Origin of the sequence: Exiguobacterium sp. s194 (assembly GCF_018618275.1) — a bacterium.
Lineage (GTDB): Bacteria > Bacillota > Bacilli > Exiguobacteriales > Exiguobacteriaceae > Exiguobacterium > Exiguobacterium chiriqhucha.
In genome coordinates this window covers 1-22,839 of record NZ_JACSLT010000003.1, presented here as the reverse complement: position 1 = coordinate 22,839, position 22,839 = coordinate 1, and the positions used below count along the sequence as shown (strand labels likewise).

At 53.7% G+C, this 22,839-nt stretch carries 25 protein-coding genes and 10 tRNA genes; 31 read left to right on the top strand and 4 right to left on the bottom strand.

Features of this window, described 5'->3' with window-relative positions; genetic code table 11:
* Positions 1-33 precede the first annotated feature (33 nt).
* Together KNP85_RS03960 and KNP85_RS03955 are read left to right on the top strand one after the other, a co-directional pair.
* Positions 34-633, top strand: a complete 600-nt coding sequence (locus KNP85_RS03960; protein ID WP_131471586.1) for a histidine phosphatase family protein — start codon at positions 34-36, stop codon at positions 631-633.
* Between the two features lie 10 nt (positions 634-643).
* A complete protein-coding gene (locus KNP85_RS03955; protein ID WP_021068163.1) occupies positions 644-1,120 on the top strand; it encodes a DUF456 domain-containing protein in 477 nt (158 codons plus the stop codon).
* 74 nt (positions 1,121-1,194) lie between these two features.
* Here the strand turns inward: KNP85_RS03955 and KNP85_RS03950 are convergent, their stop codons facing one another.
* Positions 1,195-1,668 carry a YwpF family protein gene (locus tag KNP85_RS03950; RefSeq protein ID WP_021068164.1) on the bottom strand — a complete coding sequence of 158 codons (474 nt, stop codon included), beginning with the start codon at positions 1,666-1,668 and terminating at the stop codon, positions 1,195-1,197.
* A gap of 113 nt (positions 1,669-1,781) precedes the next feature.
* Here KNP85_RS03950 and KNP85_RS03945 point away from each other — a divergent pair, with 113 nt between their 5' ends.
* The gene (locus KNP85_RS03945) at positions 1,782-2,084 is read left to right on the top strand and encodes a hypothetical protein (protein ID WP_021068165.1); all 303 of its coding nucleotides are present in this window, start codon (positions 1,782-1,784) and stop codon (positions 2,082-2,084) included.
* A gap of 46 nt (positions 2,085-2,130) precedes the next feature.
* Here KNP85_RS03945 and KNP85_RS03940 read toward each other — a convergent pair whose 3' ends face one another.
* Positions 2,131-3,576 (bottom strand): nicotinate phosphoribosyltransferase, encoded by a 1,446-nt coding sequence (locus tag KNP85_RS03940; protein WP_131471578.1) that lies wholly within the window; start codon positions 3,574-3,576, stop codon positions 2,131-2,133.
* Between the two features lie 22 nt (positions 3,577-3,598).
* Positions 3,599-4,132: a cysteine hydrolase family protein gene (locus tag KNP85_RS03935; protein ID WP_131471576.1), complete on the bottom strand. Its 534-nt coding sequence runs from the start codon at positions 4,130-4,132 to the stop codon at positions 3,599-3,601.
* 142 nt (positions 4,133-4,274) lie between these two features.
* Between KNP85_RS03935 and KNP85_RS03930 the strand changes: the two genes are divergently transcribed.
* The 10 genes from KNP85_RS03930 (at position 4,275) to argF (ending at position 14,643) form a co-directional block, all read left to right on the top strand.
* Positions 4,275-4,550, top strand: a complete 276-nt coding sequence (locus KNP85_RS03930) for a 4a-hydroxytetrahydrobiopterin dehydratase (protein WP_021068168.1) — start codon at positions 4,275-4,277, stop codon at positions 4,548-4,550.
* A complete protein-coding gene (locus tag KNP85_RS03925) occupies positions 4,543-5,025 on the top strand; it encodes a hypothetical protein (protein ID WP_235045196.1) in 483 nt (160 codons plus the stop codon). The genes KNP85_RS03930 and KNP85_RS03925 overlap by 8 nt, the downstream gene beginning before the upstream one ends.
* Positions 5,026-5,058: 33 nt before the next feature.
* Entirely contained in the window at positions 5,059-5,376 is a 318-nt protein-coding gene (locus KNP85_RS03920) for a hypothetical protein (protein WP_021068170.1), read from the top strand.
* Between the two features lie 147 nt (positions 5,377-5,523).
* A complete protein-coding gene (gene argC / locus KNP85_RS03915) occupies positions 5,524-6,549 on the top strand; it encodes an N-acetyl-gamma-glutamyl-phosphate reductase (RefSeq protein WP_214714978.1) in 1,026 nt (341 codons plus the stop codon).
* Positions 6,550-6,562: 13 nt separating this feature from the next.
* On the top strand, positions 6,563-7,780 hold the full coding sequence (argJ, locus tag KNP85_RS03910) for a bifunctional glutamate N-acetyltransferase/amino-acid acetyltransferase ArgJ (protein ID WP_214714971.1): 1,218 nt from the start codon (positions 6,563-6,565) through the stop codon (positions 7,778-7,780).
* Positions 7,777-8,556: an acetylglutamate kinase gene (gene argB, locus KNP85_RS03905; protein ID WP_214714969.1), complete on the top strand. Its 780-nt coding sequence runs from the start codon at positions 7,777-7,779 to the stop codon at positions 8,554-8,556. The genes argJ and argB overlap by 4 nt, the downstream gene beginning before the upstream one ends.
* On the top strand, positions 8,516-9,661 hold the full coding sequence (locus KNP85_RS03900; RefSeq protein WP_214714962.1) for an aspartate aminotransferase family protein: 1,146 nt from the start codon (positions 8,516-8,518) through the stop codon (positions 9,659-9,661). Before argB ends, KNP85_RS03900 begins: the two co-directional genes overlap by 41 nt.
* The gene (locus KNP85_RS03895) at positions 9,658-10,707 is read left to right on the top strand and encodes a carbamoyl phosphate synthase small subunit (protein WP_214714953.1); all 1,050 of its coding nucleotides are present in this window, start codon (positions 9,658-9,660) and stop codon (positions 10,705-10,707) included. The genes KNP85_RS03900 and KNP85_RS03895 overlap by 4 nt, the downstream gene beginning before the upstream one ends.
* Positions 10,700-13,720 (top strand): carbamoyl-phosphate synthase (glutamine-hydrolyzing) large subunit, encoded by a 3,021-nt coding sequence (carB, locus tag KNP85_RS03890; protein ID WP_214714951.1) that lies wholly within the window; start codon positions 10,700-10,702, stop codon positions 13,718-13,720. The genes KNP85_RS03895 and carB overlap by 8 nt, the downstream gene beginning before the upstream one ends.
* Positions 13,717-14,643 (top strand): ornithine carbamoyltransferase, encoded by a 927-nt coding sequence (gene argF / locus KNP85_RS03885; RefSeq protein ID WP_214714949.1) that lies wholly within the window; start codon positions 13,717-13,719, stop codon positions 14,641-14,643. Before carB ends, argF begins: the two co-directional genes overlap by 4 nt.
* Before the next feature lie 47 nt (positions 14,644-14,690).
* On the opposite strand, the gene KNP85_RS03880 is transcribed toward argF, so the two are convergent.
* Positions 14,691-15,416, bottom strand: coding sequence for a rhomboid family intramembrane serine protease (locus KNP85_RS03880; RefSeq protein ID WP_021068178.1), 726 nt, complete (start codon positions 15,414-15,416; stop codon positions 14,691-14,693).
* A gap of 63 nt (positions 15,417-15,479) precedes the next feature.
* Between KNP85_RS03880 and acpS the strand changes: the two genes are divergently transcribed.
* The 18 genes from acpS to KNP85_RS03790 all read left to right on the top strand — a co-directional run bounded on the left by acpS (position 15,480) and on the right by KNP85_RS03790 (position 22,704).
* Positions 15,480-15,857: a holo-ACP synthase gene (gene acpS, locus KNP85_RS03875; RefSeq protein ID WP_214714938.1), complete on the top strand. Its 378-nt coding sequence runs from the start codon at positions 15,480-15,482 to the stop codon at positions 15,855-15,857.
* Positions 15,835-16,911, top strand: a complete 1,077-nt coding sequence (gene alr, locus KNP85_RS03870) for an alanine racemase (protein WP_214714936.1) — start codon at positions 15,835-15,837, stop codon at positions 16,909-16,911. Before acpS ends, alr begins: the two co-directional genes overlap by 23 nt.
* A gap of 129 nt (positions 16,912-17,040) precedes the next feature.
* Positions 17,041-17,319, top strand: coding sequence for a hypothetical protein (locus KNP85_RS03865; RefSeq protein WP_021068181.1), 279 nt, complete (start codon positions 17,041-17,043; stop codon positions 17,317-17,319).
* A gap of 5 nt (positions 17,320-17,324) precedes the next feature.
* Complete coding sequence (locus KNP85_RS03860) at positions 17,325-17,675, top strand: type II toxin-antitoxin system PemK/MazF family toxin (RefSeq protein WP_029596222.1); 351 nt, start codon at positions 17,325-17,327, stop codon at positions 17,673-17,675.
* A 140-nt stretch (positions 17,676-17,815) separates the two neighbouring features.
* On the top strand, positions 17,816-18,142 hold the full coding sequence (locus KNP85_RS03855) for an STAS domain-containing protein (RefSeq protein WP_021068183.1): 327 nt from the start codon (positions 17,816-17,818) through the stop codon (positions 18,140-18,142).
* Positions 18,139-18,615 carry an anti-sigma B factor RsbW gene (gene rsbW, locus KNP85_RS03850; protein ID WP_021068184.1) on the top strand — a complete coding sequence of 159 codons (477 nt, stop codon included), beginning with the start codon at positions 18,139-18,141 and terminating at the stop codon, positions 18,613-18,615. Before KNP85_RS03855 ends, rsbW begins: the two co-directional genes overlap by 4 nt.
* A complete protein-coding gene (sigB, locus tag KNP85_RS03845) occupies positions 18,581-19,381 on the top strand; it encodes an RNA polymerase sigma factor SigB (RefSeq protein WP_021068185.1) in 801 nt (266 codons plus the stop codon). The genes rsbW and sigB overlap by 35 nt, the downstream gene beginning before the upstream one ends.
* A 75-nt stretch (positions 19,382-19,456) precedes the next feature.
* Positions 19,457-21,583, top strand: a complete 2,127-nt coding sequence (locus KNP85_RS03840; protein ID WP_214715389.1) for a Tex family protein — start codon at positions 19,457-19,459, stop codon at positions 21,581-21,583.
* 210 nt (positions 21,584-21,793) lie between these two features.
* Positions 21,794-21,868: transfer RNA gene (locus KNP85_RS03835), tRNA-Asn, on the top strand.
* Positions 21,869-21,877: 9 nt separating this feature from the next.
* Positions 21,878-21,969, top strand: a tRNA-Ser gene (locus KNP85_RS03830).
* 27 nt (positions 21,970-21,996) lie between these two features.
* Positions 21,997-22,071, top strand: a tRNA-Glu gene (locus tag KNP85_RS03825).
* A 6-nt stretch (positions 22,072-22,077) separates the two neighbouring features.
* A tRNA-Val gene (locus KNP85_RS03820) sits at positions 22,078-22,153 on the top strand.
* 23 nt (positions 22,154-22,176) lie between these two features.
* Positions 22,177-22,252: transfer RNA gene (locus tag KNP85_RS03815), tRNA-Asp, on the top strand.
* 7 nt (positions 22,253-22,259) lie between these two features.
* Positions 22,260-22,331 (top strand) — tRNA-Gln (locus tag KNP85_RS03810).
* Positions 22,332-22,341: 10 nt separating this feature from the next.
* A tRNA-Lys gene (locus KNP85_RS03805) sits at positions 22,342-22,417 on the top strand.
* Positions 22,418-22,448: 31 nt separating this feature from the next.
* A tRNA-Leu gene (locus KNP85_RS03800) sits at positions 22,449-22,536 on the top strand.
* Positions 22,537-22,540: 4 nt separating this feature from the next.
* Positions 22,541-22,617 (top strand) — tRNA-Arg (locus tag KNP85_RS03795).
* Positions 22,618-22,627: 10 nt separating this feature from the next.
* Positions 22,628-22,704, top strand: a tRNA-Ile gene (locus KNP85_RS03790).
* Positions 22,705-22,839: the final 135 nt, after the last annotated feature.

Here is a 22,839-nt window from a genome sequence, read left to right as displayed (position 1 = left end):
GTAGGATTTAGGAATCATAAAGGAGTGACTCGCGTGACAGAACTTTGCTTGGTCCGACATGGTCAGACCGATTGGAACTTTCAAGAAATCATTCAAGGACGGGAAGACATCCCGCTCAACGCACTCGGACATCGGCAGGCCGAAGAGAGTGCGGCCTTTTTAAGTCAAGAATCATGGGACGTCATCGTGGCGAGCCCGTTGTCACGGGCCGTCGACACGGCGCGTTACATCGCGGAGGCGTGCGGCATCGACGAATCACATATCATCCGAGACGAGCGTTTCATCGAGCGTGAATTCGGGGCCGCGTCGGGAAAACCGGTGCCGGGCATCTATGAAGCCGTCCAAGCCGATGACCAAGACCGCGTACCTGGTCTCGAGTCAGAAGACGAGATGCGAGCCCGTGTCTTGAGCGGTATGCATGATCTCGTCGAGACGCATGCCGGAAAACGTGTCATTGTCGTCTGTCATTCACATGCGATTAAAGCTGCGCTATCGGCGATTGACGACACGTATACGTTCCGTCATGCCATGCGCAACGCCTGCTCGAACTATATCGAACATCAAGATGGTCAGTTCGTGGTCAAGGCGGTCAATGTCGCCGACCATATTACGAATGTGATTGTCGCGAAGTGAGGAGAAACTCATGACGACATTGCTCTGGATATTCATCATCGCATCATTTATTGTCGCGTTCGCAGGATTGATTTATCCGGTCATCCCGAGCGTCTTGTTCTTATTCATCGGTTATGTGATTTACGGCTTCGGCTTCTCGTTCGAGCCGCTCACATGGACATTTTGGCTCTGGCAGATTTTGTTCTTGATCTTCCTGTTCGTGGTCGACTATATCGTCACCCGGGCTACGGTCGATAAACGAGGCGGTTCTGAACGGGCGAAATGGGGAGCGACGATCGGTTTGATTGCGGGACCGTTCATCTTCCCGCTCGTCGGGGTGCTCATCTTCCCGTTCATCTTCGCATTTTTAGCGGAACTCACGCTCGGTAAGTCGACGCGTGAAGCGTGGAGTATCGGTGTCGGGACCGTACTCGCTTTCCTCGGCAGCACGGTGCTCAAAGTTGTCGGGATGACGATGATGGTCATCTTGTTTTTCATCTACATTTGAGGCGAAGAAATTTCTTCGCCTTTTTGGGTTGAGTTATTTATAAAAACGGGGAAAGAAAAACAAGACCGTTCGACTTATTCGAACGATCCTGTCTTGACGAGCTGTGTGAAGGCGGAGCGGCTGAACGACTGCTGCTGTTCGACTTGTTTTTCGAAGAAGGACGGTTTGAGTTCGGCGTTCGCCACGCCTTCGGAAATCAACGAATCGAGCACTTGCTTGGTCGGGTCTTGTTTCGGCATCAGCATGAGCCCTTCCGCGACGAATGTGTGGTGGTCGCTGAGCGACCGTTCGCTCGTGAACGTCAGCGCGAGTGCGGCCGGGCGGTTCGCCGGTGACGTGATGACGGCTTCGGCAAGGAGTAGGATTCGCTTATTCAAATAGTGATGAAGCGTGACGGCAAATTCGGTCGGAACGAGCATCTCGAGGAGCCATTCGTTGTCATGCTCTTTCGAGATAATCAACCCATCGAGCAGTTCGACGGGGAGGTTCAACTCGTTGCCATACTCGTCTTGGACGAGGCGAACTTGGACTAGGCGGAACGTTTTCATCGTATCGATCCCTTCCACATTTTCTTTAATCCATCTTAACATAGTCTGGTTCGAAGATTGTGTTACGATAGCGGGGAAGCGACGTAAAAAATAGAGGACAAGGAGGCATCAAGATGAGTTGGGTTGTTGGCATAATCGGGTATATCGCGATTCTAGCAATCGGTTATTATGGTGTCCTTTTCTTCAAAGTAAAGCAGGAGCGGAGTCGGGCCGGATATCGAATCTTTCTCTTGCTCGCGGGATTGTTCTTCGTGAGCGGGAGTGATTATATCATCGCGTTGTTCCAAGGGGATACGGAAGCGACGTTTTGGCAACGGACCGTTTACTTCATATTGATTTTGATCTCTCTTTCAATCGCTCTTTACTTTCGGAGAAAAGAAGATAAAATCCATGCGAACGAGATGACGACGGCATAAAACCATCATCAAAAGAGGCTACGGAACAAATCCGTAGCCTTTCGTTTTATTTCGGGATCCGTGTTTGACGAATCATTTCGAGTTTCAAGTCCCAGAGCGGTTTACTGAACGTGACCGAGTACACTTCCGGCAAACGGAGGCGTTTGTACTCTTCCCATAGACCGTTCATCTGCTCATGATGATACGCGCGAATCGCTTTCGCGTTCGGTAAGTCATAGACGCGTTCGCCGTCTTGGAAAATCGGGACGAGCAAACGTTTGACGCTAAAGTTGCGTGTCTTGATCCGGAACGCAGGGTCGCGGACGTCAATCAAGTCGATCTCGTTATACGTTTCGACCGGCTCATCAGCCAGGGCGATATAGTCCCCTTTGAATTTCCCGGTCTCGTTATCGATGATGCGATACAATTCTTTCTTGTGCGGCGTCGTCGTCTTCACTTTCGAAGACGAAACTTTGATGACCGGCTTCAACTTCCCGTCGGCGCCTTCGCGGGCGACGAGTTTGTACACCATGCCGAGTGCAGGCTGTTCATACGCCGTGATGCCGCGCGTCCCGACGAGGAACGTGTCGGCTTCAGCGCCCTGCATCCGCAAGTCTTGAATGACGTACTCATCGAGGTCGCCTGAGACGACGATTTTGACGTAGTCGAGCCCGGCCGCGTCGAGTGCTTTGCGAGCCCGTTTCGACAAGTAAGCCAAATCGCCCGAGTCGAGTCGGACCGACTTCAAACGATAGCCTTTTTCCTCGAGTTCCTTGGCGACCGTGATCGCGTTCGGAAGACCCGACTTGAGCGTGTCGTACGTGTCGATCAACAGGCTCGTGTTGTCCGGATACATCTCCGCGAACGAGCGGAACGCCTCGAGCTCTTCATCATGGAACTGGATGTCGGCGTGCTCCATCGTTCCGCCGGTCGGGACATCGAAATCACGTCCGGCCGAAACCAAACTCGTGACGTCGAAGCCAGCGATATACGCGGCTCGTGTGCCGTAATAGGCGGCATCGACGCCTTGGGCGCGGCGGGCCCCACCTTCGAGCAACGTCTCATTCGGTGCTGCCTGACGGATGCGCGCGTATTTCGTCGCGATGAGTGACTCATGGTTGGCGATGTTCAAGAGCGCCGTCTGGAACAGTTTCGCCTCAAAGATTGTCGATTCAATTCGGACGACTTGTTCGTTCGGGAAGATGACTTCTCCTTCGCGGACGCTATAAAGCGAACCGGTGAACTTGAAGTTGCGGAGCACGTCCGCGAACTCGTCCTCGAAGTCGAGTTGTTGCTTCAAGTAACGGATGTCCTCTTCCGTGAACGAGACGTTCTCCAAGTAGTGGACGATGTTTTGTAGGCCGGCGAAGACGACGTAGCCTCCGCTAAATGGATTCGAGCGGTAATACAGGTCGAACACGACTTGTTCGTTGTGACGGCCTTGTTTCCAATAAATATACATCCAACGTGGGAGGTATAGGTCGGTATGAAGCGCTAGGTTGCGATGTAACATAATCGTTCCTTTCTGTTTTATGTCACTTCCCGGTCACAGTGGCCCCGAGTGTCGTGACAAAATGTTCGAGCGCCCAATCGTGACCGACTGGGTTGAAGCTTTGGACGGCATCGGCGTGAACGACGATTGTATAGCCGAGGTTGTACGCGTCGACTGCCGTATGGAGCACACAGATGTCCGTGCACACACCGACGAGATGAATCTCCGTGATGGCCCGTTCGCGCAAACGCAAATCAAGGTCGGTACCGGCGAAGGCGCTATAGCGTGTCTTATCGATCCAATGATCGGCCCGGCTCGCCGCGGTTTTAACGGCGCCGTAAAGTTCGCGGCCTTCAGTCCCACGAATGTTATGAGGCGGAAAGAGCGTCGTCTCAGGGTGATACGTGTCACCAGCGTCGTGGACATCGTTCGCGACGACGACATAATCCTCGTCCGCGAACTCCTCAATCAACTGGACGATTCGTTCTTCTATGTCTTGCCCTGGTTTTCCACAAGTCAAACGACCCGTGTCTGCGATAAAATCAAACGTGTAGTCGATCACAATCAATCCACGCATGGCGAGATCTCCTCTCTCATGTAAAGAATAGTTGGCTATCTTTCTTATTCTAAATCATTTTGCATGAAGCGAAAAAGATTATTTTTGATCGCGGTCGGGTACTAGGTGTAAGAAGAACTGTTTGCGAAAGGGGAATCAGCACATGCTGCTGTCATCAACCGAACTGTCAGAGCAACTGTCCCGCTTAAACGGCTGGGACGTTGTCGAAGGGGAATTGCAAAAGACGTATCGTCTCGAGACGTTTCCAGAGGCGATTCAATTCGTCCATCTCGTCGCCGATTTGGCGGAGTCGCTCGATCACCATCCGAACATCTTAATCGAGTATCGGAACGTCACGTTGACCGTGTCGACGCATGACGAAGGTGGAATCACGGAGAAAGATATCATGCTCGCGAAAGGTTGTGAGGAGCTTGTCTAAGCTATTCATGACATTCGCCTCAGGTACGGTCGCTGAACGATTGCGTCAACAACCGGGTGTGCTCGTCGCAAACGGGACGGAAACGATTTTACTCGCCGAAGGGGACAAGTCTCCGTTCCAGAGCGGAAAGACGTTTCAAATCGAAGAAGCAGAAGGACAATTTGCCCCGAAAGGGAATATTGTCTATGCGAACATTCCGGTCGATTCGAACGCCCGGTCGCTCTTGTTCCATCGTTTGTTGAAAGACAAATCACGTCTTGGGTCTGGCCATAGCGGTTTTGCCGCCTATCGGCTCGGTGTCGACCCTGAAGACAACCACGGGGTTGTTTTCATTCAATTCACCGAAGGCGGGAATCGTTTTCGTGATTCGACCGACTACATCTTGTTCCAAGAATGGCTGAAAGAAGCCGTCGAACAAAAAGGAGCAGGTCCAATCATAAAACACTATGTCGTCGATGCAACAGATGACCTATAATAAACATAACGTCACGTTAGGGGAGGATTTTTTATGAACAAGAACTATTTCTGGTTAGGTATGGCCGCAGGTGCCGTCATCGGAGCCGGGGCATCGCTTCTCCACAGAGAGACGCGCGAGCAACAAGTCAGCCAGCTCAAGCATATGAAATCACGACTCAAGTCACACGATACGTCTACACAAGCTCATTCGGTCGGCCTTCAAGCCTCTTCGAAAGCGAGTTTGAAAGATCGTGTCATGGATTTGAAGGCGCTCTATGAAGAGAACCAAGATACGATTCAAAATCTCGTCGAAGACGTGAAAGACTTGGTCGACGCGCTTCAAGACGCTCGTCATAAAAATCAAATTTAATTCATATCCACGGTCCGGTGCTGTTGCGCCGGGCCGTGTTTTCATGTTCTGGCAAGACTCTCTTTGTTTACTTTGTATAAAAATACAATTGACAGTATAAATATACGTGTGTTTTAATCAATTTATTCTTTTAAGGAGGTTCGGCAGATGATCACTTGTGGAATCGTCGGCGTCACGGGATACGCCGGGATGGAGCTGTTGAAGCTCATCGGGAAACATCCCGAGTTCACGCTCGTCCGGGCGATGAGCGATTCGAGCGCCGGGTTGACGCTTGCGCAACTGTATCCGTGGTTAGAGATTAAGGATTTGACGCTCGAACCGTTCCGGGTTGACGCATTGGACGACATCGACGTCATCTTTTTAGCAACGCCAAGCGGAGTGTCGGCGCAATACGTGACGCAGTTGACGGAATATGAAGGGGTCATCATCGATTTGAGTGGAGACTTACGCCTGCCGGCATCGAGCTACGAGACGTGGTATGGCAAACCGGCCGTACCGGCATCGCTTCAAGCACAGGCGGTATATGGATTGACGGAATGGAATCGAGACGCTGTAAGGTCGGCCGATTGGATTGCCAATCCCGGGTGTTACGCCACGGCGGTCGCGCTCGGCTTATTGCCGTTCGTGAACGGAGGCTGGATCGACCCGAACGAAATCATCGTCTCGGCCTGCTCCGGAATTACGGGAGCCGGGAAGGGACTCAGCGCCAAGACGCACCACGCCCGCTCCAACGAAAACGTGCAACTGTATAAAATCCATACGCATCAACACATCCCGGAGATTGAACAGACGCTTTATGCAGTGAGCGGGACGCAAGCGACCGTGTCACTCTCGACACACCTGTTGCCCATCAATCGAGGCATCATGGCGACGATGAGCGTCGTCCCGACGCTTGAGCAGAGCGAAGCGGATTGGGTGGACGCATTGCGACAGGCTTACGCGGATGAACCATTTATCCGGGTGCAACAAGGCGAACCGGAGATTCGAACTGCCGTCGGGTCGAACTACTGCGACTTGTGGGTGTATCTCGACCAACGAACGAATCGACTGACCATCATCTCGGTCATCGACAATATGCAAAAAGGTGCGGCCGGACAAGCGATTCAAAACGCCAATGTCCGCTTTGGATTAAACGAAACAGCCGGGTTGAATGAACAACCCCAGTACATATAAGGAGGTAGAACGAATGATTGAAACAACGATCAGCCCTGTCGTCCACGTCGTCACGCCGAAAGGGTTTCAAGCGTGCGGGGTTCACGCCGGACTGAAACGAAAGCGTAAGGATTTAGCCCTGCTCGTCTGCGAACAGTTGGCTAGTGCCGCCGCGGTGTATACGACGAACCAATTTCAAGCGGCTCCGATTCAAGTGACGAAAGAAACGCTACACGCGTCGAGCGGGAAGATTCGTGCCGTCTTGATTAACAGTGGAAACGCCAACGCCTGCACCGGTCCGCAAGGGCTCGAGGACGCGTATACGATGCGCGATAAGGCGGCCGAACATATCGGGGTCAAACCGGAAGAAGTGGCGATTGCCTCGACCGGTGTCATCGGTCAACTGTTACCGATGGAGACGCTCTTGAACGGGATCGATTTGCTTGAACCGATCCATGAGGAGACGGGGGCGGAGTCGTTCGCGGAAGCGATTTTGACGACCGATACGGGAACAAAATGTACGGGCGTCGAGTACACCGAAGGAGGCGCGACCGTGACAATCGCAGGTGTGGCCAAAGGCTCGGGAATGATTCATCCGAACATGGCGACGATGCTCGGCTTCATCACGACCGATGCCGTCATCGCGCCCGACGTGTTACAACGGGCGCTGAAACAGAGCGTGGACGCCTCGTTTAACAGCATCACCGTCGACGGGGACAGTTCGACGAACGATATGGTGCTCGCTTTGGCGAGCGGACTGACCGAGATGGATGAAATCATCGAAGGGACACCAGCCTATGACCGCTTCTGCCAAGCGTTGACGGACGTGTGCACAGATCTCGCCAAGGCGATTGCTCGTGACGGGGAAGGGGCGACGAAATTGATTGAGGTCGAGGTCGTCGGGGCGAAGACGGATGAGGCGGCTCGGATGATTGCGAAACAAGTCGTCGGCTCGTCGCTCGTGAAGACGGCCGTCTATGGACAAGATGCGAACTGGGGACGCATCATCGCCGCCATCGGTGCATCGGAGCAACCGATTAACGTGAACCACGTCGACATCCGCATCGGGTCACAGCATGTGCTGATGGAAAGTGCGCCGGTCTGGTTCGATGAGGCGCTCGCGACAGAAGAGATGGGACAAGACGTCGTCTCGATCCAAATCCGATTGCAGGACGGCACCGGACAAGGTCAGGCGTACGGCTGCGATTTGACTTACGATTACGTCAAAATCAACGCGAGTTACCGGACATGAAACAACGGAAAATCGTCAAACTCGGCGGGAGCGTTTGGGACACGCTCCATCCGGACTATTTCAACGAGTGGCGGACGTGGCTCGACGCAGGGCATGAACTTGTGATCGTTCATGGGGGTGGACCTGCGTTGTCCGCTTATTGCGAGCACCAACAAATCGAACCGGTGTTTCAAGACGGACGTCGTGTCACGACAGCGGACGTGTTGACCGGTGCCGAGCGCGTGCTCGCGGGGGAGATGCAGACCGAAATCGTCGCTGCCCTCGGTCGTCATCATATTCAAGCGGTCGGTCTCTCGGGTGTGGACGGACAGACGCTGACAGGAAAGCAATTGGTGGAACTCGGGGCGGTCGGTGAAGTCGACCGGGTCGAGACAGACTTGTTCGAGCTGTTGCTCGCGGGTCGCTATGTGCCTGTCGTGACATCATTATTACACGGTACGGAAGGCACGTTGAACTGTAATGGGGACGATTGTGCGATTGCCGTCGCGGTCGCGCTGCAGGCCGACTGCTTCGAAATGATCACTGACGTCCCAGGTATCCGGATTGATGGGACGTTCCGTCAAACGCTGACACGTGAAGACGTCCAAACGGCCATCGCCACAGGGGATATCTATGGGGGGATGATCCCGAAAACCGAGGCGCTCTTAGCAGCTCTAGCAGGAGGGATTGCAGTCGCCGTCATCCGTGACGGCAAGGACCCGGTTCATCCCGGGACAACACTACAGGAGGTGCACCATGCATTCACTACTACCGACATACGGACAACGACATATTGAGATTGAGCAGGCGAGCGGGTCCTACGTGACCGATACGGCGGGGAAGCGGTATCTCGATTTCGTCATGGGCATCGCTGTCTGCGGGACGGGTCATCGTCATCCGCACGTGAGCCAAACGCTAGAGGCGCAGCTTCAAAAAGTGTGGCACACCTCGAACCTTTACAACATCAGCGGGCAAGCGCGCGTCGCCGAGACGCTCATGTCAGGGACGCATTTGACGCATGCGTTCTTCTGTAACAGCGGGACCGAGGCGAACGAAGGGGCATTCAAATTGATTCGGAAATGGACGAACAAGACAAAAATCGTGACGTTCACGAAATCGTTCCACGGTCGCTCGTTCGCCATGCTCGGGGCGACCGGACAAGACAAGGTCAAAGCCGGATTCGGCCCGATGGTGTCTGATTTTGTACACGCGCCGTTCAACGATATGGATGCACTCGACATGATCGATGACGAGACGGCTGCGGTCTGGCTCGAAATCGTCCAAGGCGAGGGTGGGGTCGTCGTCGCTGACGCGGCATGGCTCGAAGCGCTTCAAGCGAAAGCGACTGAGCATGGTGTCAAAATCGTCGTCGATGAGGTGCAGACCGGGATTGCCCGCACAGGTACCCGTTTCGCGTTCGAACAGACACCGCTTAAACCGGACGTCGTCACGCTCGCGAAAGGGCTCGGTAGTGGTTTTCCTGTCGGAGCGATTTTGACAGCAGCAGGTGCGGAACACGTCTTCACGGCTGGCAGTCACGGTTCGACGTTCGGCGGCAATCCGCTCGCGATGGCCGCGGCGGAAGCGACGCTCGACATTTTGTTCGAGGCGGACGCACTTGCCCACGTCAATGCGATGGGCGCGCGATTACGAGCGGGCTTGGAACAATTTGTCGACGGAGAGACATTCACCGAGGTACGTGGACTCGGTTTGATGCTCGGGCTCGTCGCGACGCAATCGGTCGCGGCATGGATCGAACAGTTGCGAGACGCTGGCCTCTTGGTCGTTGCGGCAGGTCCTGACGTGATTCGCTTCTTGCCGTCTTTGTTGCTTACAGAAGCCGAAGTGGATGAGGCGCTCGCAATCATTGGACATGTGATTACAAAGGAGATGGTGTCATGACGGGGACAGTGACGTTACAAAGCGGTCAACAGTTCAACGGGACGTGGGAGACGAGTGCGCGCTCGGCGAAAGGGGAGGTCGTCTTCTTCACAGGGATGACCGGTTATCAAGAAGTGTTGACCGATCCTTCGTACGCCGGTCAAATCGTCGCGTTCACATATCCGCTCATCGGACAATATGGGTTGACCGACGCAGTATCTGAAAGTGCGGACATTCAAGTGGCGGGCGTGCTCGTCCAGACGTTAGCTGGCAACGGGGCGGCGACCGACTTGAAGGATTGGTTGGAGCAGTCCGGAGTGCCGGTACTGTCTGACGTCGACACGCGCTCGCTCGTCCATGCCCTTCGTGAACACGGGGATCAGTGGGGTGTGATGACGTCTGAATCAGATGTGTCGTTCGATGGGGATCTACATCAGATTACGGAGACCGTTTCGACGCCACGTCATGTGCGTCACGGCGACGGGGCGAGCGGACATATCGTCTGTCTTGATTTCGGCGTGAAGGCGTCGATGGTTCAAGCGATGGTGGAGCGAGGGTACGCGGTGACAGTCGTTCCGTTCGATACGACGGCTGCCCAAGTCCATGCGCTCGCGCCGACCGGGATTCTCGTGTCGAACGGTCCGGGAGATCCACGTGATTTGGTCGACTACCTCGATCATGTGCGTGAAGTGGCATTGGCGTATCCGACACTCGGCATTTGTATGGGCCATCAACTGCTCGCGCTCGCGTTCGGGTGTGGAATTGAAAAACAGACGTACGGACACCGCGGATCCAATCATCCGGTCCGGAACGTCCAGACGGGTGAAGTGTGGATGACATCGCAAAATCACGGGTACGTCGTCAAACGGGACAGTTTGGAAGCGACGCCGCTCGAGCTACTATTTGAAAATGTTAACGATTTATCGGTCGAAGGGACGTTGCACCGGACGGCTCCAATCCTCTCGGCCCAGTTCCATCCGGAGGCCAGTCCGGGACCGAAGGAAGCACAAGCCATCTTTGACCGCTTCGACGAAATGATTCAGCAAGGGGTGAACGTCTATGCATAAGAAAGTACTCGTCATCGGTTCAGGTCCGATTATCATCGGACAGGCGGCCGAGTTTGACTATTCGGGCACACAGGCGTGCCAAGCGCTTCGGGAAGCAGGCTGTGAGGTCGTGCTCTTCAACTCGAACCCGGCCACGATCATGACCGATCCCGGTTTGGCCGATCACACGTACATCGAGGCGATGACGTTAGAGAAGGCCGAGTTGATTATCGAGACAGAACGTCCGACCCACTTGCTCGCCACGGTCGGCGGGCAGACCGCCCTCAATTTGGCGCTCGCCTTGGACGAGGCTGGCGTGCTCGAACGATACGGCATCGCTCTCCTTGGGACGTCGCTCGAGACGATTCGCGACGGGGAGGACCGCGAACGGTTCAAACAGAAGATGAACGAACTCGGGGAACCGCTCCCGGTCAGCACAACCATCGAATCGATCGAGGCCCTTGAAGGCTTTATCGCCGAGACAGGCGTCCCGCTCATCGTCCGTCCGGCGTTCACGCTCGGCGGTACCGGCGGCGGGATTGCGGAGACGATTGATGCCGCCTACATGCTTGCGCAACGTGGTCTCGAGGCGAGTCCCATCTCGCAGTGTTTAATCGAGCAGAGTATCGCCGGGTATAAAGAGTTCGAATATGAGGTCATGCGCGACGCCAACGGGACGTGTATCATCGTCTGCAACATGGAAAACATCGACCCAGTCGGCGTCCATACGGGCGATTCGGTCGTGTTCGCCCCGGCCCAGACGCTATCGGATGTCATGCATCAGACGTTACGGAGCGCCGCGTTCCGAATCGTCTCGGCACTTGGTGTCGTCGGCGGGTGTAACATCCAGTTCGCCGTTCATCCGACGGAAGACGCCTATTACGTGATTGAAGTGAACCCGCGTGTCTCACGTAGCTCGGCGCTCGCCTCGAAGGCGACCGGTTATCCGATTGCGAAGATTGCCACCCGTCTCGCGCTCGGGGAACGACTCGACGATTGCATCAATCCCGTCACGAACGGGACGATGGCGAGCTTCGAGCCGGCCCTCGATTATGTGACGGCGAAAGTGCCGACGTTCCCGTTCGATTTGTTCAATGGGACGGACCGGACGCTCGGACCGCAGATGAAAGCGACCGGGGAGAGCATGGCGATGGGCAAAACACTCGAAGAAGCGCTACAGAAAGCGTGGCGCGGTGCCGGTGTCGAGCAGAGTCCGCTCTATCCGAGTTGGATGGCGACAGCTGATCCTGACGCGCTCTACGCTGAAATTTCGGCACCGACCGATCGTCGTCTCCTGGCGTGCCTCGCGTTACTCGATCGGGGAATCGCCACGGCGTCACAGCTTGAAGCGCTGACGGGTATCGCCCCGCACTTCATGATGACGTTCGAGCGACTCGTGACGACAATCCGTCTGGACCTGTCTATGAAAGAAAACTTGTTGCGAGCGAAACGGTTCGGTTTCACTGACGCCCAGATTGCGCAACAGATGAACGTCACGGCCGACGCAGTCGCAGCGATGCGGCTCGAACACGACATCCATCCGGTCTATCAGATGATTGATACGTGTGCCGCCGAGTTCGAGAGCCACACACCGTACTTTTACGGGTCGTGGCACGGGACGTCTGAAGTCGTGCCGAGCGAGCGCCCGAAAGTCGCCATCATCGGGTCAGGGCCGATTCGCATCGGGCAAGGTATCGAGTTCGATTACAGTTCGGTGCACGCTGTCTGGGCCCTTCAAAAGCTCGGGGTCGAGACGATTATGATCAACAACAATCCGGAGACGGTGTCAACCGACTTCACGGTCGCAGACAAACTGTACGTCGAACCGTTGACGTTTGAAGATGTCGTCCACGTATTGGAGGCAGAAGGCTGTCAGGACGTCCTCATCCAGTTCGGCGGCCAGACCGGCATCTCACTCGCCCGTGCGCTAGAAACCAAAGGCTACCACTTGCTCGGGGCGACGGCAGACGTCATCGATCAAATGGAGGACCGGGATCGGTTCTATCAATTCCTTGACGAAATCGGGGTGGCCCACATCCCTGGAGAAGAGGTCGGATCAGTTGACGAGTTGACGTCCGCGATCGATCGTCTCGGGTATCCATGTGTCGTCCGTCCCTCCTACGTCATCGGTGGAAAAGGCATGTTTATCATCCGGACTGCGGCGGAGTTGGCTCAAGTCGAACCGCACTTGACTTATCCGCTCCTCGTCGATGCGTATGTCGATGGACGTGAACTCGAAGTCGACTGTGTCACTGACGGGAAAACCGTCTACGTTCCGGCCTTGCTCGAACAGATTGAGGCAGCCGGTGTCCATTCGGGCGATTCGACGATGATTCTGCCGCCGATCAAGACGTCACTCGCGCAACAAGCCGAGATTGAAGCCATCGTTCAAACAATCGGGCGAGCACTCACGTACCGGGGCGCGCTCAATATCCAATTCGTTTTGAAGGGCGACGTCATTTACGTGCTCGAAATCAATCCGCGTGCATCTCGGACGGTCCCAATCGTCAGTAAAGTGACCGGGGAACCACTCATCGAATGGGCGACGCTCGCGGCGTTCGGCCATGAGTTGGCAACCGTCGTCCCAGAGGCACGTCCGGTATGGAGCGGCTATGCCATCAAGACACCGGTGTTCTCGAGTTTGAAATTGCCAGGCGTCGACCCGCTCACCGGACCCGTCATGCGCTCGACCGGAGAGACACTCCAATTCAGCATGACCCCTTACGTGTCCGAACGGTTCTGTTACGATGCGACGACGACGCGCGTCATGAATCGGACTGAGACCGTAGCCGGCCAAGGCTGGTCGTCATATAGTGATCAAACGCTTGATGAGACGACCGAGTTCCAAAACGTGTCGGTCCTATTCTCGAACGCACCAGAAGAGCAAGCGGCACGTGAGACGGCGGTCCGAAATGGCGTCCACGTCATCTCGGAGACACATCTTGCCGAATACTATCAACAAGCGATGCAAGCGGAACCGATGCCGGTCCGTTCACTTCAAACGATGCAGACAGGAGAGGGACTACCATTATGACGACGAAAACCATCAATCATCTACTGACACTCGAGGAACTGACTCCGTCCGCCCTCGACGACTTGCTTGGACTCGCGGCCGAAGTGAAACGACAGCCGGAAGCGTTCCAGTCGGCGCTCGCCGGCAAGAAAGTGGCGCTCTTGTTCGAGAAGGCCTCGACCCGGACCCGGATGTCGTTCGAGGTCGGTGTCGTCGAACTCGGCGGTTATCCGCTGTTCTTGAGCAGCAGTGATTTACAAATCGGGCGTGGGGAACCGCTGACGGATACGATACAAGTCATGAGCCGTTATGTCGATGCGCTCATGATTCGGACGTACGCCCACGCGACGGTCGAGACGCTCGCTTCGGCAGGTTCGATTCCAATCATCAACGGATTGACCGATTCCCATCACCCGTGCCAAGTACTCGCCGACTTGTTGACGGTTGAGGAAGTGTTCGGGTCACGGGCTGGTAAAACGTTAACGTACATCGGCGACGGCAACAACATGGCCCACTCGCTCATGATCGGGGGTGCGCTCAGTGGGATGCACATCCGCATCGCCTCGCCGGAAGCGTACACGGTCGAGGCCGACATTTTTGAACGGGCGAACGAACTCGCGGCAACGACAGGAGGTAGCGTCACGCTTTGGCAAGACCCGGTTGCTGCCGCCTCGGGTGCGGACGTGATTTATACGGATGTGTTCGCGAGCATGGGGCAAGAAGCGGAAGCGGCGGAACGGTTGACGCAGTTTGCGACGTTCCAAGTCGATGCTTCGCTCATGCAGCAAGCGAAGTCAGAGGCGATTTTCCTACACTGCCTCCCGGCCCATCGCGGCGAAGAAGTGACGGCCGACGTCATCGATGGTCCGCAGTCGGTCGTGTTCGATCAAGCCGAGAATCGCTTACACGCGCAAAAGGCGCTCATGCTCACTTTGCTCGCCTAAACAAAAGAGAGGATTCGCCGCTCGGGCGAATCCTCTCTTTATTACTGTCATAAGAAGCGGGCGAACAAACCGAACACGGCCAGTCCGACGATCACGTAGAAAATCCATTTGCCTTCACCCGTATGAATGATTGGGGGCGAATACTTGCGCGGCTTGTACTTTCCGTAGCGGAGCGGGCGCGAGTATGGGACCGCGAACCGGGAGAGCGGGATTGCGAGCACAAATCCGGCGAGGAAACCATACACATGTCCCCACAGTGATACGTTCGCCCCGATGAGCGTGAACACGGCGCTGATGGCGACGAAGATATAGACGAGTCGCGCGTCCTGGCTATAGATGAGCGTTCGGCGGAACCGACCGATGTACACGTAGAAGCCAAGAATCGCTAAAATCGCACCGGACGCACCGGCTTGCAGATAAAACAGTTCACTCACTGTGAAGAACGTGAGCAGGTTGGCAAGCACACCGGCGACGATATAGAACACGGCGAATTTGATATGGCCGACCATGCGTTCCATGGCAGGTCCGAAGATAATCAAAGCGAACGAGTTGAACAGCAAATGACCGAGCCCTAAATGGATGAAGTTGGCCGTCAAGAGACGGTACCATTCCCCTTGGGCGAGCGCGAGATGGAACGACCCACCGAGTGCGACGATTCGGAGGTCAGGTACCAAAGAATCGATGACAAACACGAGCAGTTGGATTACAATGAACAGCGTTACGAGCGGATAAGCTCGGACGAACGTTTGAACATTCTCAGTACGACTAAACATAGCATCACCTCTTTCCTTAATTGTATAAGGAAACGAGTGAAAAAGGAAAGGAGCGAGTGTCCTGTGATTGTGGGAATCGGAATCGATATCGTCGAGCTCGAGCGGATTGCTCGCTCGATCAAGAATGACCGTTTCGTCGCGCGTCTGTTGACCGAAGGTGAGCGGGCGCTCGCCGACGCCTATCCAGAACAACGCCGCATCGAATTCGTCGCTGGACGGTTCGCGGCGAAAGAAGCGTATGCCAAAGCGGTCGGGACCGGGATTGCCCGGGGCCTGTCGTGGCAACAAATCGAAATCTTACCGGATGAGGCCGGGCGACCACATATGACGGCGCCTTACTCAGGCCGGATTCATGTGAGTATCAGCCACAGCGAGCAATACGCCGTGGCACAAGTCATCATTGAAGAGGGGGATCACGATGTTTCGTCCAAGTTGGATTGAAATTGATCGGGCGGCGATCAAGCATAACGTAATCGAAATCAAAAAACGGATCCCGCAAGCGCTCATGGCCGTCGTCAAAGCGAACGCTTACGGACATGGAGCCGTCGAAGTCGCGAAAATCGCACTCGAGAACGGGGCAACGATGCTCGGCGTGGCCTTGCTTGAAGAAGCCATCGAGCTCCGAGAGGCCGGGATTAAAGCGCCGATTCTCGTCATGGAGGCCCAGTTCCCAGAAACTGCGGGCGTCGCAGCCGAACACGATGTGACGTTGTCCGTCTTTTCGGCCGACTGGTTGCGTGAGGCGTGCACACATCTATCTGACCGTCCACTCACCGTTCATGTGAAAGTCGACACGGGGATGGGTCGTCTCGGTTTGCGGACCCGCGCCGAACTTGATGCCCTTTTAGAAGCGGCAGATGACCGTTTTATCGTCGAAGGGATTTATACGCATTTTGCGACAGCGGATGAGCCGGACAGCCAGCTATATTATGAGCAACAGGAGCGGTTCGGTCAGTTGATAGATGGACTCCACTCGCAATTCCGCTACATTCATACGTCAAACTCGGCCGGAGCGATCCGCATGGCCGGACAAGATGTGCCGTATAACTTGGTCCGGGTCGGCATCGCGCTCTATGGATTGTATCCGTCGGCTGAGATGGCTTCCTTCTATTCATTCTTACGTCCAGCCTTCACGTTGAAGAGCAAGCTCATGCAAGTGAAGCAACTCGAGGCCGGACAGACGATCAGCTACGGGGCGACGTATACGACGACTGAAGATGAGTGGATTGGTACCGTGCCGGTCGGATATGCCGACGGCTGGATTCGTAAAGCGAGCGGCTTCAAAGTCGACGTAAACGATCACCGTTGTCCGATTGTCGGTCGTGTCTGTATGGACCGCTTCATGGTGAGGCTTCCCGAGTCAGTTCCGGTCGGGACGGTCGTCACGCTCATCGGCGGACCGGTCGCGATTGATGAACTGGCCACGCATCTCGAGACAATCAATTACGAGGTCGTCTGTCAATTGACGAGCCGCCTCCCACGACGTTATGTGTAAAGCGGAAAACGTGTGAAATTATCTGAATTCTTTCGGGAATCCTCTATATTTTCCCAAACTCGCGTGTTATATTGGTAAAGAACGCGGGAAGATTTCCGCCAGTCATTGAAACGATTCTGGAGGTGTAAGATGTTGAAACAGCGAACTGCGGGTGCTTTAGCGTCCGTTCCAGATCGGTTCTCGCAACATGTGGGTCCGATTTCGATGAAAGATCGTGAATCATTGTCATTGAACGATGTAGTGACGTACTTGTCCAAAGAAATTGCTGATCGACAACAAACACTGCGCGAAGAATTGGCGAGAGGCTATCAAGAGATGGCCGCGTTTAATTTGAATATGGCAGAAGAGATGCTGATGATTGAGACGGAAGCCGAACATGCTCTCTTACGTCAAGTAAGCGGGGTGTGAGCGGAGTGATCGTAAAGCGTGGTGACGTGTTTTATGCGAATCTGTCGCCCGTAGTCGGTTCAGAGCAAGGTGGAGTTCGTCCGGTTCTCGTCATTCAAAACGATATCGGCAATCGCTTTAGCCCGACCGTCATTGTCGCTGCGATTACGGCTCAGATCCAGAAAGCAAAACTGCCGACTCATGTAGAGGTATATCAAGTCAAACATGGTCTCGAACGAGATTCCGTGATTTTGCTTGAACAGATTCGAACGATTGATAAGCGTCGTCTGACAGATAAAGTCACTCATCTCGATGATGAGACGATGCACAAAGTTGACCGAGCGCTAGAGATTAGTCTGGGATTAATCCCTCTCTAGCTTACATATAAAGAAACCGATACATGGGTATCGGTTTTTTTTCAAAAAAATCTTCAAAAAATAGTTTAGAATTCTGTAAAACGGGAATTTAGTTTAATTGTACTCAATTTTTATGTACGCACATTAGGAGGGAATATACGATGGATTTAGCGATTCGCGAGCAAGTCATTGGAGAACAATTACACCTTTACGTATCCGGAGAAGTGGATACATATACCGCACCAAAATTGAAGGAAGTCTTGCACCCGGCTATTACGGAGCAGGATGTTACCGTTCATTTGGATGAAGTGGACTATATGGATTCAACTGGTCTTGGCGTATTTGTCGGTGCCCTTAAAATAGCCAAACGTAACGAGAAAGAGTTGTCGCTCGTCGGCGTCACCGACCGCGTCAACCGTCTCTTTGAATTGACAGGGCTGCACAAGTTGCTTTCGATCAATACAAACGTAAGAGGTGGCACGCAATGAGTAACATCGAACAGACGGTGATGACGTTCCCGGCCAAACCGGAGTATGTCGGTGTGGTCCGTTTAGTCGTCTCAGGAATCGCTAACCGTATGGGATATACGTACGACGAGATCGAGGATATTAAAATCGCGGTCTCGGAAGCCTGTGGCAATGCTGTTCAACATGCCTATGAAGATCAAGAAGGTGAAGTGAAGCTTACGTGTGGCGTCCATCAAGATCGTCTCGAAATGACGATCGAGGACTCGGGCAAAACATTTGCCGACGACGTGAAACGCCAAGCGGCACCAGTCGAAGAGACGGCTGAAATCGAATCGCTTCACGAAGGGGGACTCGGTCTTTTCCTCATTGAAGCCTTAATGGATGACGTCTCGATCAACAAGGACAATGGTGTCAAGGTGACGATGACGAAACTCCTTAACAGGGACGAGGTGGATCAGAGTGCCAGCAAAATCTCAACAACGCCATCACAGTGATGATGAAGTATTAGAGTGGATCGAGCGTTATCAACAGGACGATCAAAATGAAGAAGTCCAAATGCTCCTCATCAACCGATACTCGGACCTCGTTGAGGCGCTTGCACGAAAGTTTTCGCGAGGCCGGGCCATTCATGACGACCTCGTTCAAGTCGGCATGATCGGACTTCTCGCTGCCCTTCGTCGTTTCGACCCTGAGTTTGGACGCAGTTTCGAGTCGTTTGCCGTTCCGACGATTATCGGTGAAATCAAGCGTTTCATCCGTGACAAAACGTGGAGCGTCCACGTTCCACGCCGGATTAAAGAGCTCGGACCGAAAATCAAGAAGACGGTCGAAGAGTTAACGACCGAATTGCAACGTTCACCACGCATAGATGAAATCGCCGATCACCTTGGTGTTTCCGATGAAGAGATTCTCGAAACGCTCGAGATGGGTAAGAGCTACCAAGCCCTTTCCGTCGACAGCTCAATCGAAGCGGACAACGAAGGTTCGACCGTCACGCTCCTCGACCTCGTCGGGAGTCAAGAACGTGGTTACGAATCGGTTGACCAGCGCCTCATCCTTGAAAAAGCGTTCAGCGTGTTGAATGAACGGGAACAGGCGATTCTGGAATGTGCTTATTATAAAAACATGAGCCAAAAAGAGACGGGTGAGCTCCTTGGGATTTCACAGATGCACGTATCGCGCTTACAGCGTCGTGCGCTCGAAAAATTACGCGAGGCCATCAAAGTCCCGCTCAATGAAGTATTCTCAAACGATGACTAAACGGTCATCGTTTTTTTGTCGTCTACGCGTGAGTTTGCTACACTTCAAGAGAGAAGAGAAAAGGAAGTGATTCGATTGATTACGAAAGTCGCAAAAGATTTGAAGTTGAAGACGAGTCAAGTCGAGACGGTACAACAGCTTTCCGCGGACGGAGCAACGATTCCGTTCATGGCCCGGTATCGTAAAGAAATGACCGGTAATCTCGATGAAGTGGAGATTAAAGCCATTCTCGACGCCTTACAATATGAAGAGAGTTTGCACAAACGTAAGACGGACGTCCTCGCCAAACTCGAGGAACTCGAGAAGGCGACACCAGAGTTGACCCGTGCGCTTGAAACGGCGACGAGCCTGCAACAAGTCGATGACATCTACCTTCCGTATCGTCCGAAGCGACGGACGAAAGCCGAACAAGGTCGGGAGAAAGGGCTCCAACCGCTCGCTGACTGGTATCGTCAACCAACACCATATTCGGTGACCGAAGCGCAGTCGTTAGCAGGGGACCTCTCGCTTGAAGAAGCACTTCCGTTCGTCCAATCGATTATCGGGGAGGAGTGGGGCGAAGTGGCGACGCTTCGACAATCACTCCGTACACGAGTCCGGAAAGAGGCGCTCCTTCGTTCACAGAAGAAAAAGCAGGCGGAAGATGAGAAAGAAGTGTTCGCCCAGTATTATGAATATGAAGAGAAAATCGCAGGAATCGTCCCACACCGAATCCTCGCCTTGAACCGTGGAGAGCGCACGGATGTGTTGCAAGTGAAGATCGTCTTCGACGAGACGGGTTTCATGCGACAAGCGCTCGGTAAGTTTGACCGCTTGCCAACGGAGAAACGCGAACTCGTTACGCTCGCCGTGAAGGATGCCTTCAAGAAGTCGGTGTTCCCGGCCATCGAACGCGAAGTCCGGAGTGAGTTGACCGAGACGGCTGAAGAACAGGCAATCGATGTGTTCTCAAAAAACTTGAAACAGCTCTACATGCAACCACCGCTTCGTGAGGTCGTCGTCCTAGGAATTGACCCGGCCTATCGTACAGGTTGTAAATGGGCCGTCGTCAATGAAATTGGAAAAGTCGAAGAGGTCGGTGTCTTCTATCCGACGGCACCGAAACACGATGTCGCGGGCTCAGAGAAAGTGTTGGCGTCGCTCGTGAAACGTTATCCAATCTCGGTTATCGTCATCGGGAATGGGACCGCATCCCGTGAAACGGAGCAATTCGTATCGAACTGGCTAAAGAAGGCGGAACGCGAGATAGCATATGCCATCGTCAACGAGGCGGGGGCGAGTGTCTATTCGGCTTCAGAAATTGCCCGATCAGAGTTCCCGGAATTGAAAGTGGAAGAACGTTCGGCCGTCTCAATTGCTCGACGCATTCAAGACGCGATGGCGGAACTCGTCAAAGTCGATCCGCAGTCTGTCGGGGTCGGGCAATATCAGCATGACGTCAGTCAGAACAAGTTGAAAGGATCGCTCGAGTTCGTTGTCGAGAGTGTCGTCAACATGGTCGGCGTCGATGTGAACCGGGCTTCGGAGTCACTGCTCACGTATGTATCCGGATTGAATAAGACGACGGCTAAAAATATTGTCGCGTATCGTGACGAGTTCGGCCGGTTTGATACACGGAAAGAAATCAAGAAAGTACCACGTCTTGGAGCGAAGGCGTATGAACAAGCAGCCGGTTTTTTACGGATCACGAACGGGAGTGATGTGCTCGACCAGACGGAGATTCATCCAGAGAGCTATAAACTGACACTCTCTCTATTGAAGGAACTCGGTGTTTCGAAGCAAACGGTAGGAACGGCCGAACTGCGGGAACGATTAAAGACGGTCGATGCCAAAGTGCTAAGTGAGAAGCTAGATGCCGGATTACCGACAGTCGAAGATATCTTGAAGTCGCTCGCGAAGCCTGGACGTGACCCGCGCGAAGATATTCAGAAACCATTGCTTCGGACCGACGTCATGAACTTGGAGGACCTTCAAGTGGGGATGGAGTTCCAAGGGACGGTGCGAAACGTCATCGACTTTGGGGCGTTCGTTGATATCGGGGTGAAGCAAGATGGACTCGTCCATATTTCGAAATTGTCGAATCGCTACGTCAAGCATCCGCTTGATGTCGTCGCAGTCGGTGATATCGTCACCGTATGGATCGAACAAGTGGACGCCAATCGTGGACGGATCAGTCTCACGATGTTGGAGCCGAAGCGTTAAATAAGAAGGAACTAGTACCGGGCAAAATGTTTTTCATTTTGCTCGGGTTTTTTTTATAAAAAAGTGTTGACGGTCTTTTCTGCCCGTGCTATCTTATAGAAGTCGCCGAGAGACGACATGGAATATTAAAGCTTTTCTAAAAAAGTGATTGACAGGTTTCTGGTTTGCGGTTACAATTTAAATCGTTACTTCGATAAATTCAAGCAACGTTCCGCAATAGCTCAGTGGTAGAGCAACCGGCTGTTAACCGGTAGGTCGTAGGTTCAAATCCTACTTGCGGAGCCATTTTATTTTGGAGACGTACCCAAGAGGCTATAAGGGGCTCCCCTGCTAAGGGAGTAGGCTGGGAAACCGGTGCGAGGGTTCGAATCCCTCCGTCTCCGCCACTTAATTTTTAGAAAACACATACATCTGGCCCGTTGGTCAAGCGGTTAAGACACCGCCCTTTCACGGCGGTAACACGGGTTCGAATCCCGTACGGGTCACCATCATACGGAGGATTAGCTCAGCTGGGAGAGCACCTGCCTTACAAGCAGGGGGTCGGCGGTTCGATCCCGTCATCCTCCACCATTTCAAATTTAAGCACGTATAACGGTCTTGTGGTGTAGGGGTTAACATGCCTGCCTGTCACGCAGGAGATCGCGGGTTCAAATCCCGTCAAGACCGCCATTTACGTTGGGCCGTAGCCAAGTGGTAAGGCATCGGATTTTGATTCCGACATGCGAAGGTTCGATCCCTTCCGGCCCAGCTTATAATTTGAGTCATTAGCTCAGTTGGTAGAGCATCTGACTTTTAATCAGAGGGTCGCAGGTTCGAGCCCTGCATGACTCACCATTTTTTATCCCTCGTAACACCTTAATACGCTGCGGTCGTGGCGGAATCGGTAGACGCGCTAGGTTGAGGGCCTAGTGGTGGTTAACACCGTGGAGGTTCAAGTCCTCTCGACCGCACCAATATGCACCCTTAGCTCAGCTGGATAGAGCGTTAGACTACGAATCTAAAGGCCGGGAGTTCGAATCTCTCAGGGTGCACCATTTTTATTATGGGCCTATAGCTCAGCCGGTTAGAGCGCACGCCTGATAAGCGTGAGGTCGGTGGTTCGAGTCCACTTAGGCCCACCATTTAAACTGACGAACTTTGAAAACTGAACGATGAGGCAAAAAAAGTTTTACAATTTTTGAATGAAGCGCAAGCTTCGTCATTTTTAAAGAGCTATATCAAATTCTTTGGAGAGTTTGATCCTGGCTCAGGACGAA

Coding starts and splice junctions, on each gene's coding strand:
- KNP85_RS03955 (WP_021068163.1), top strand. CDS start 644: ATGACGACATTGCTCTGGATATTCATCATCGCATCATTTATTGTCGCG.
- KNP85_RS03950 (WP_021068164.1), bottom strand. CDS start 1,668: ATGAAAACGTTCCGCCTAGTCCAAGTTCGCCTCGTCCAAGACGAGTAT.
- KNP85_RS03945 (WP_021068165.1), top strand. CDS start 1,782: ATGAGTTGGGTTGTTGGCATAATCGGGTATATCGCGATTCTAGCAATC.
- KNP85_RS03940 (WP_131471578.1), bottom strand. CDS start 3,576: ATGTTACATCGCAACCTAGCGCTTCATACCGACCTATACCTCCCACGT.
- KNP85_RS03935 (WP_131471576.1), bottom strand. CDS start 4,132: ATGCGTGGATTGATTGTGATCGACTACACGTTTGATTTTATCGCAGAC.
- KNP85_RS03930 (WP_021068168.1), top strand. CDS start 4,275: ATGCTGCTGTCATCAACCGAACTGTCAGAGCAACTGTCCCGCTTAAAC.
- KNP85_RS03920 (WP_021068170.1), top strand. CDS start 5,059: ATGAACAAGAACTATTTCTGGTTAGGTATGGCCGCAGGTGCCGTCATC.
- argC (WP_214714978.1), top strand. CDS start 5,524: ATGATCACTTGTGGAATCGTCGGCGTCACGGGATACGCCGGGATGGAG.
- argJ (WP_214714971.1), top strand. CDS start 6,563: ATGATTGAAACAACGATCAGCCCTGTCGTCCACGTCGTCACGCCGAAA.
- argB (WP_214714969.1), top strand. CDS start 7,777: ATGAAACAACGGAAAATCGTCAAACTCGGCGGGAGCGTTTGGGACACG.
- KNP85_RS03900 (WP_214714962.1), top strand. CDS start 8,516: ATGCATTCACTACTACCGACATACGGACAACGACATATTGAGATTGAG.
- KNP85_RS03895 (WP_214714953.1), top strand. CDS start 9,658: ATGACGGGGACAGTGACGTTACAAAGCGGTCAACAGTTCAACGGGACG.
- carB (WP_214714951.1), top strand. CDS start 10,700: ATGCATAAGAAAGTACTCGTCATCGGTTCAGGTCCGATTATCATCGGA.
- argF (WP_214714949.1), top strand. CDS start 13,717: ATGACGACGAAAACCATCAATCATCTACTGACACTCGAGGAACTGACT.
- KNP85_RS03880 (WP_021068178.1), bottom strand. CDS start 15,416: ATGTTTAGTCGTACTGAGAATGTTCAAACGTTCGTCCGAGCTTATCCG.
- alr (WP_214714936.1), top strand. CDS start 15,835: ATGTTTCGTCCAAGTTGGATTGAAATTGATCGGGCGGCGATCAAGCAT.
- KNP85_RS03865 (WP_021068181.1), top strand. CDS start 17,041: ATGTTGAAACAGCGAACTGCGGGTGCTTTAGCGTCCGTTCCAGATCGG.
- KNP85_RS03855 (WP_021068183.1), top strand. CDS start 17,816: ATGGATTTAGCGATTCGCGAGCAAGTCATTGGAGAACAATTACACCTT.
- rsbW (WP_021068184.1), top strand. CDS start 18,139: ATGAGTAACATCGAACAGACGGTGATGACGTTCCCGGCCAAACCGGAG.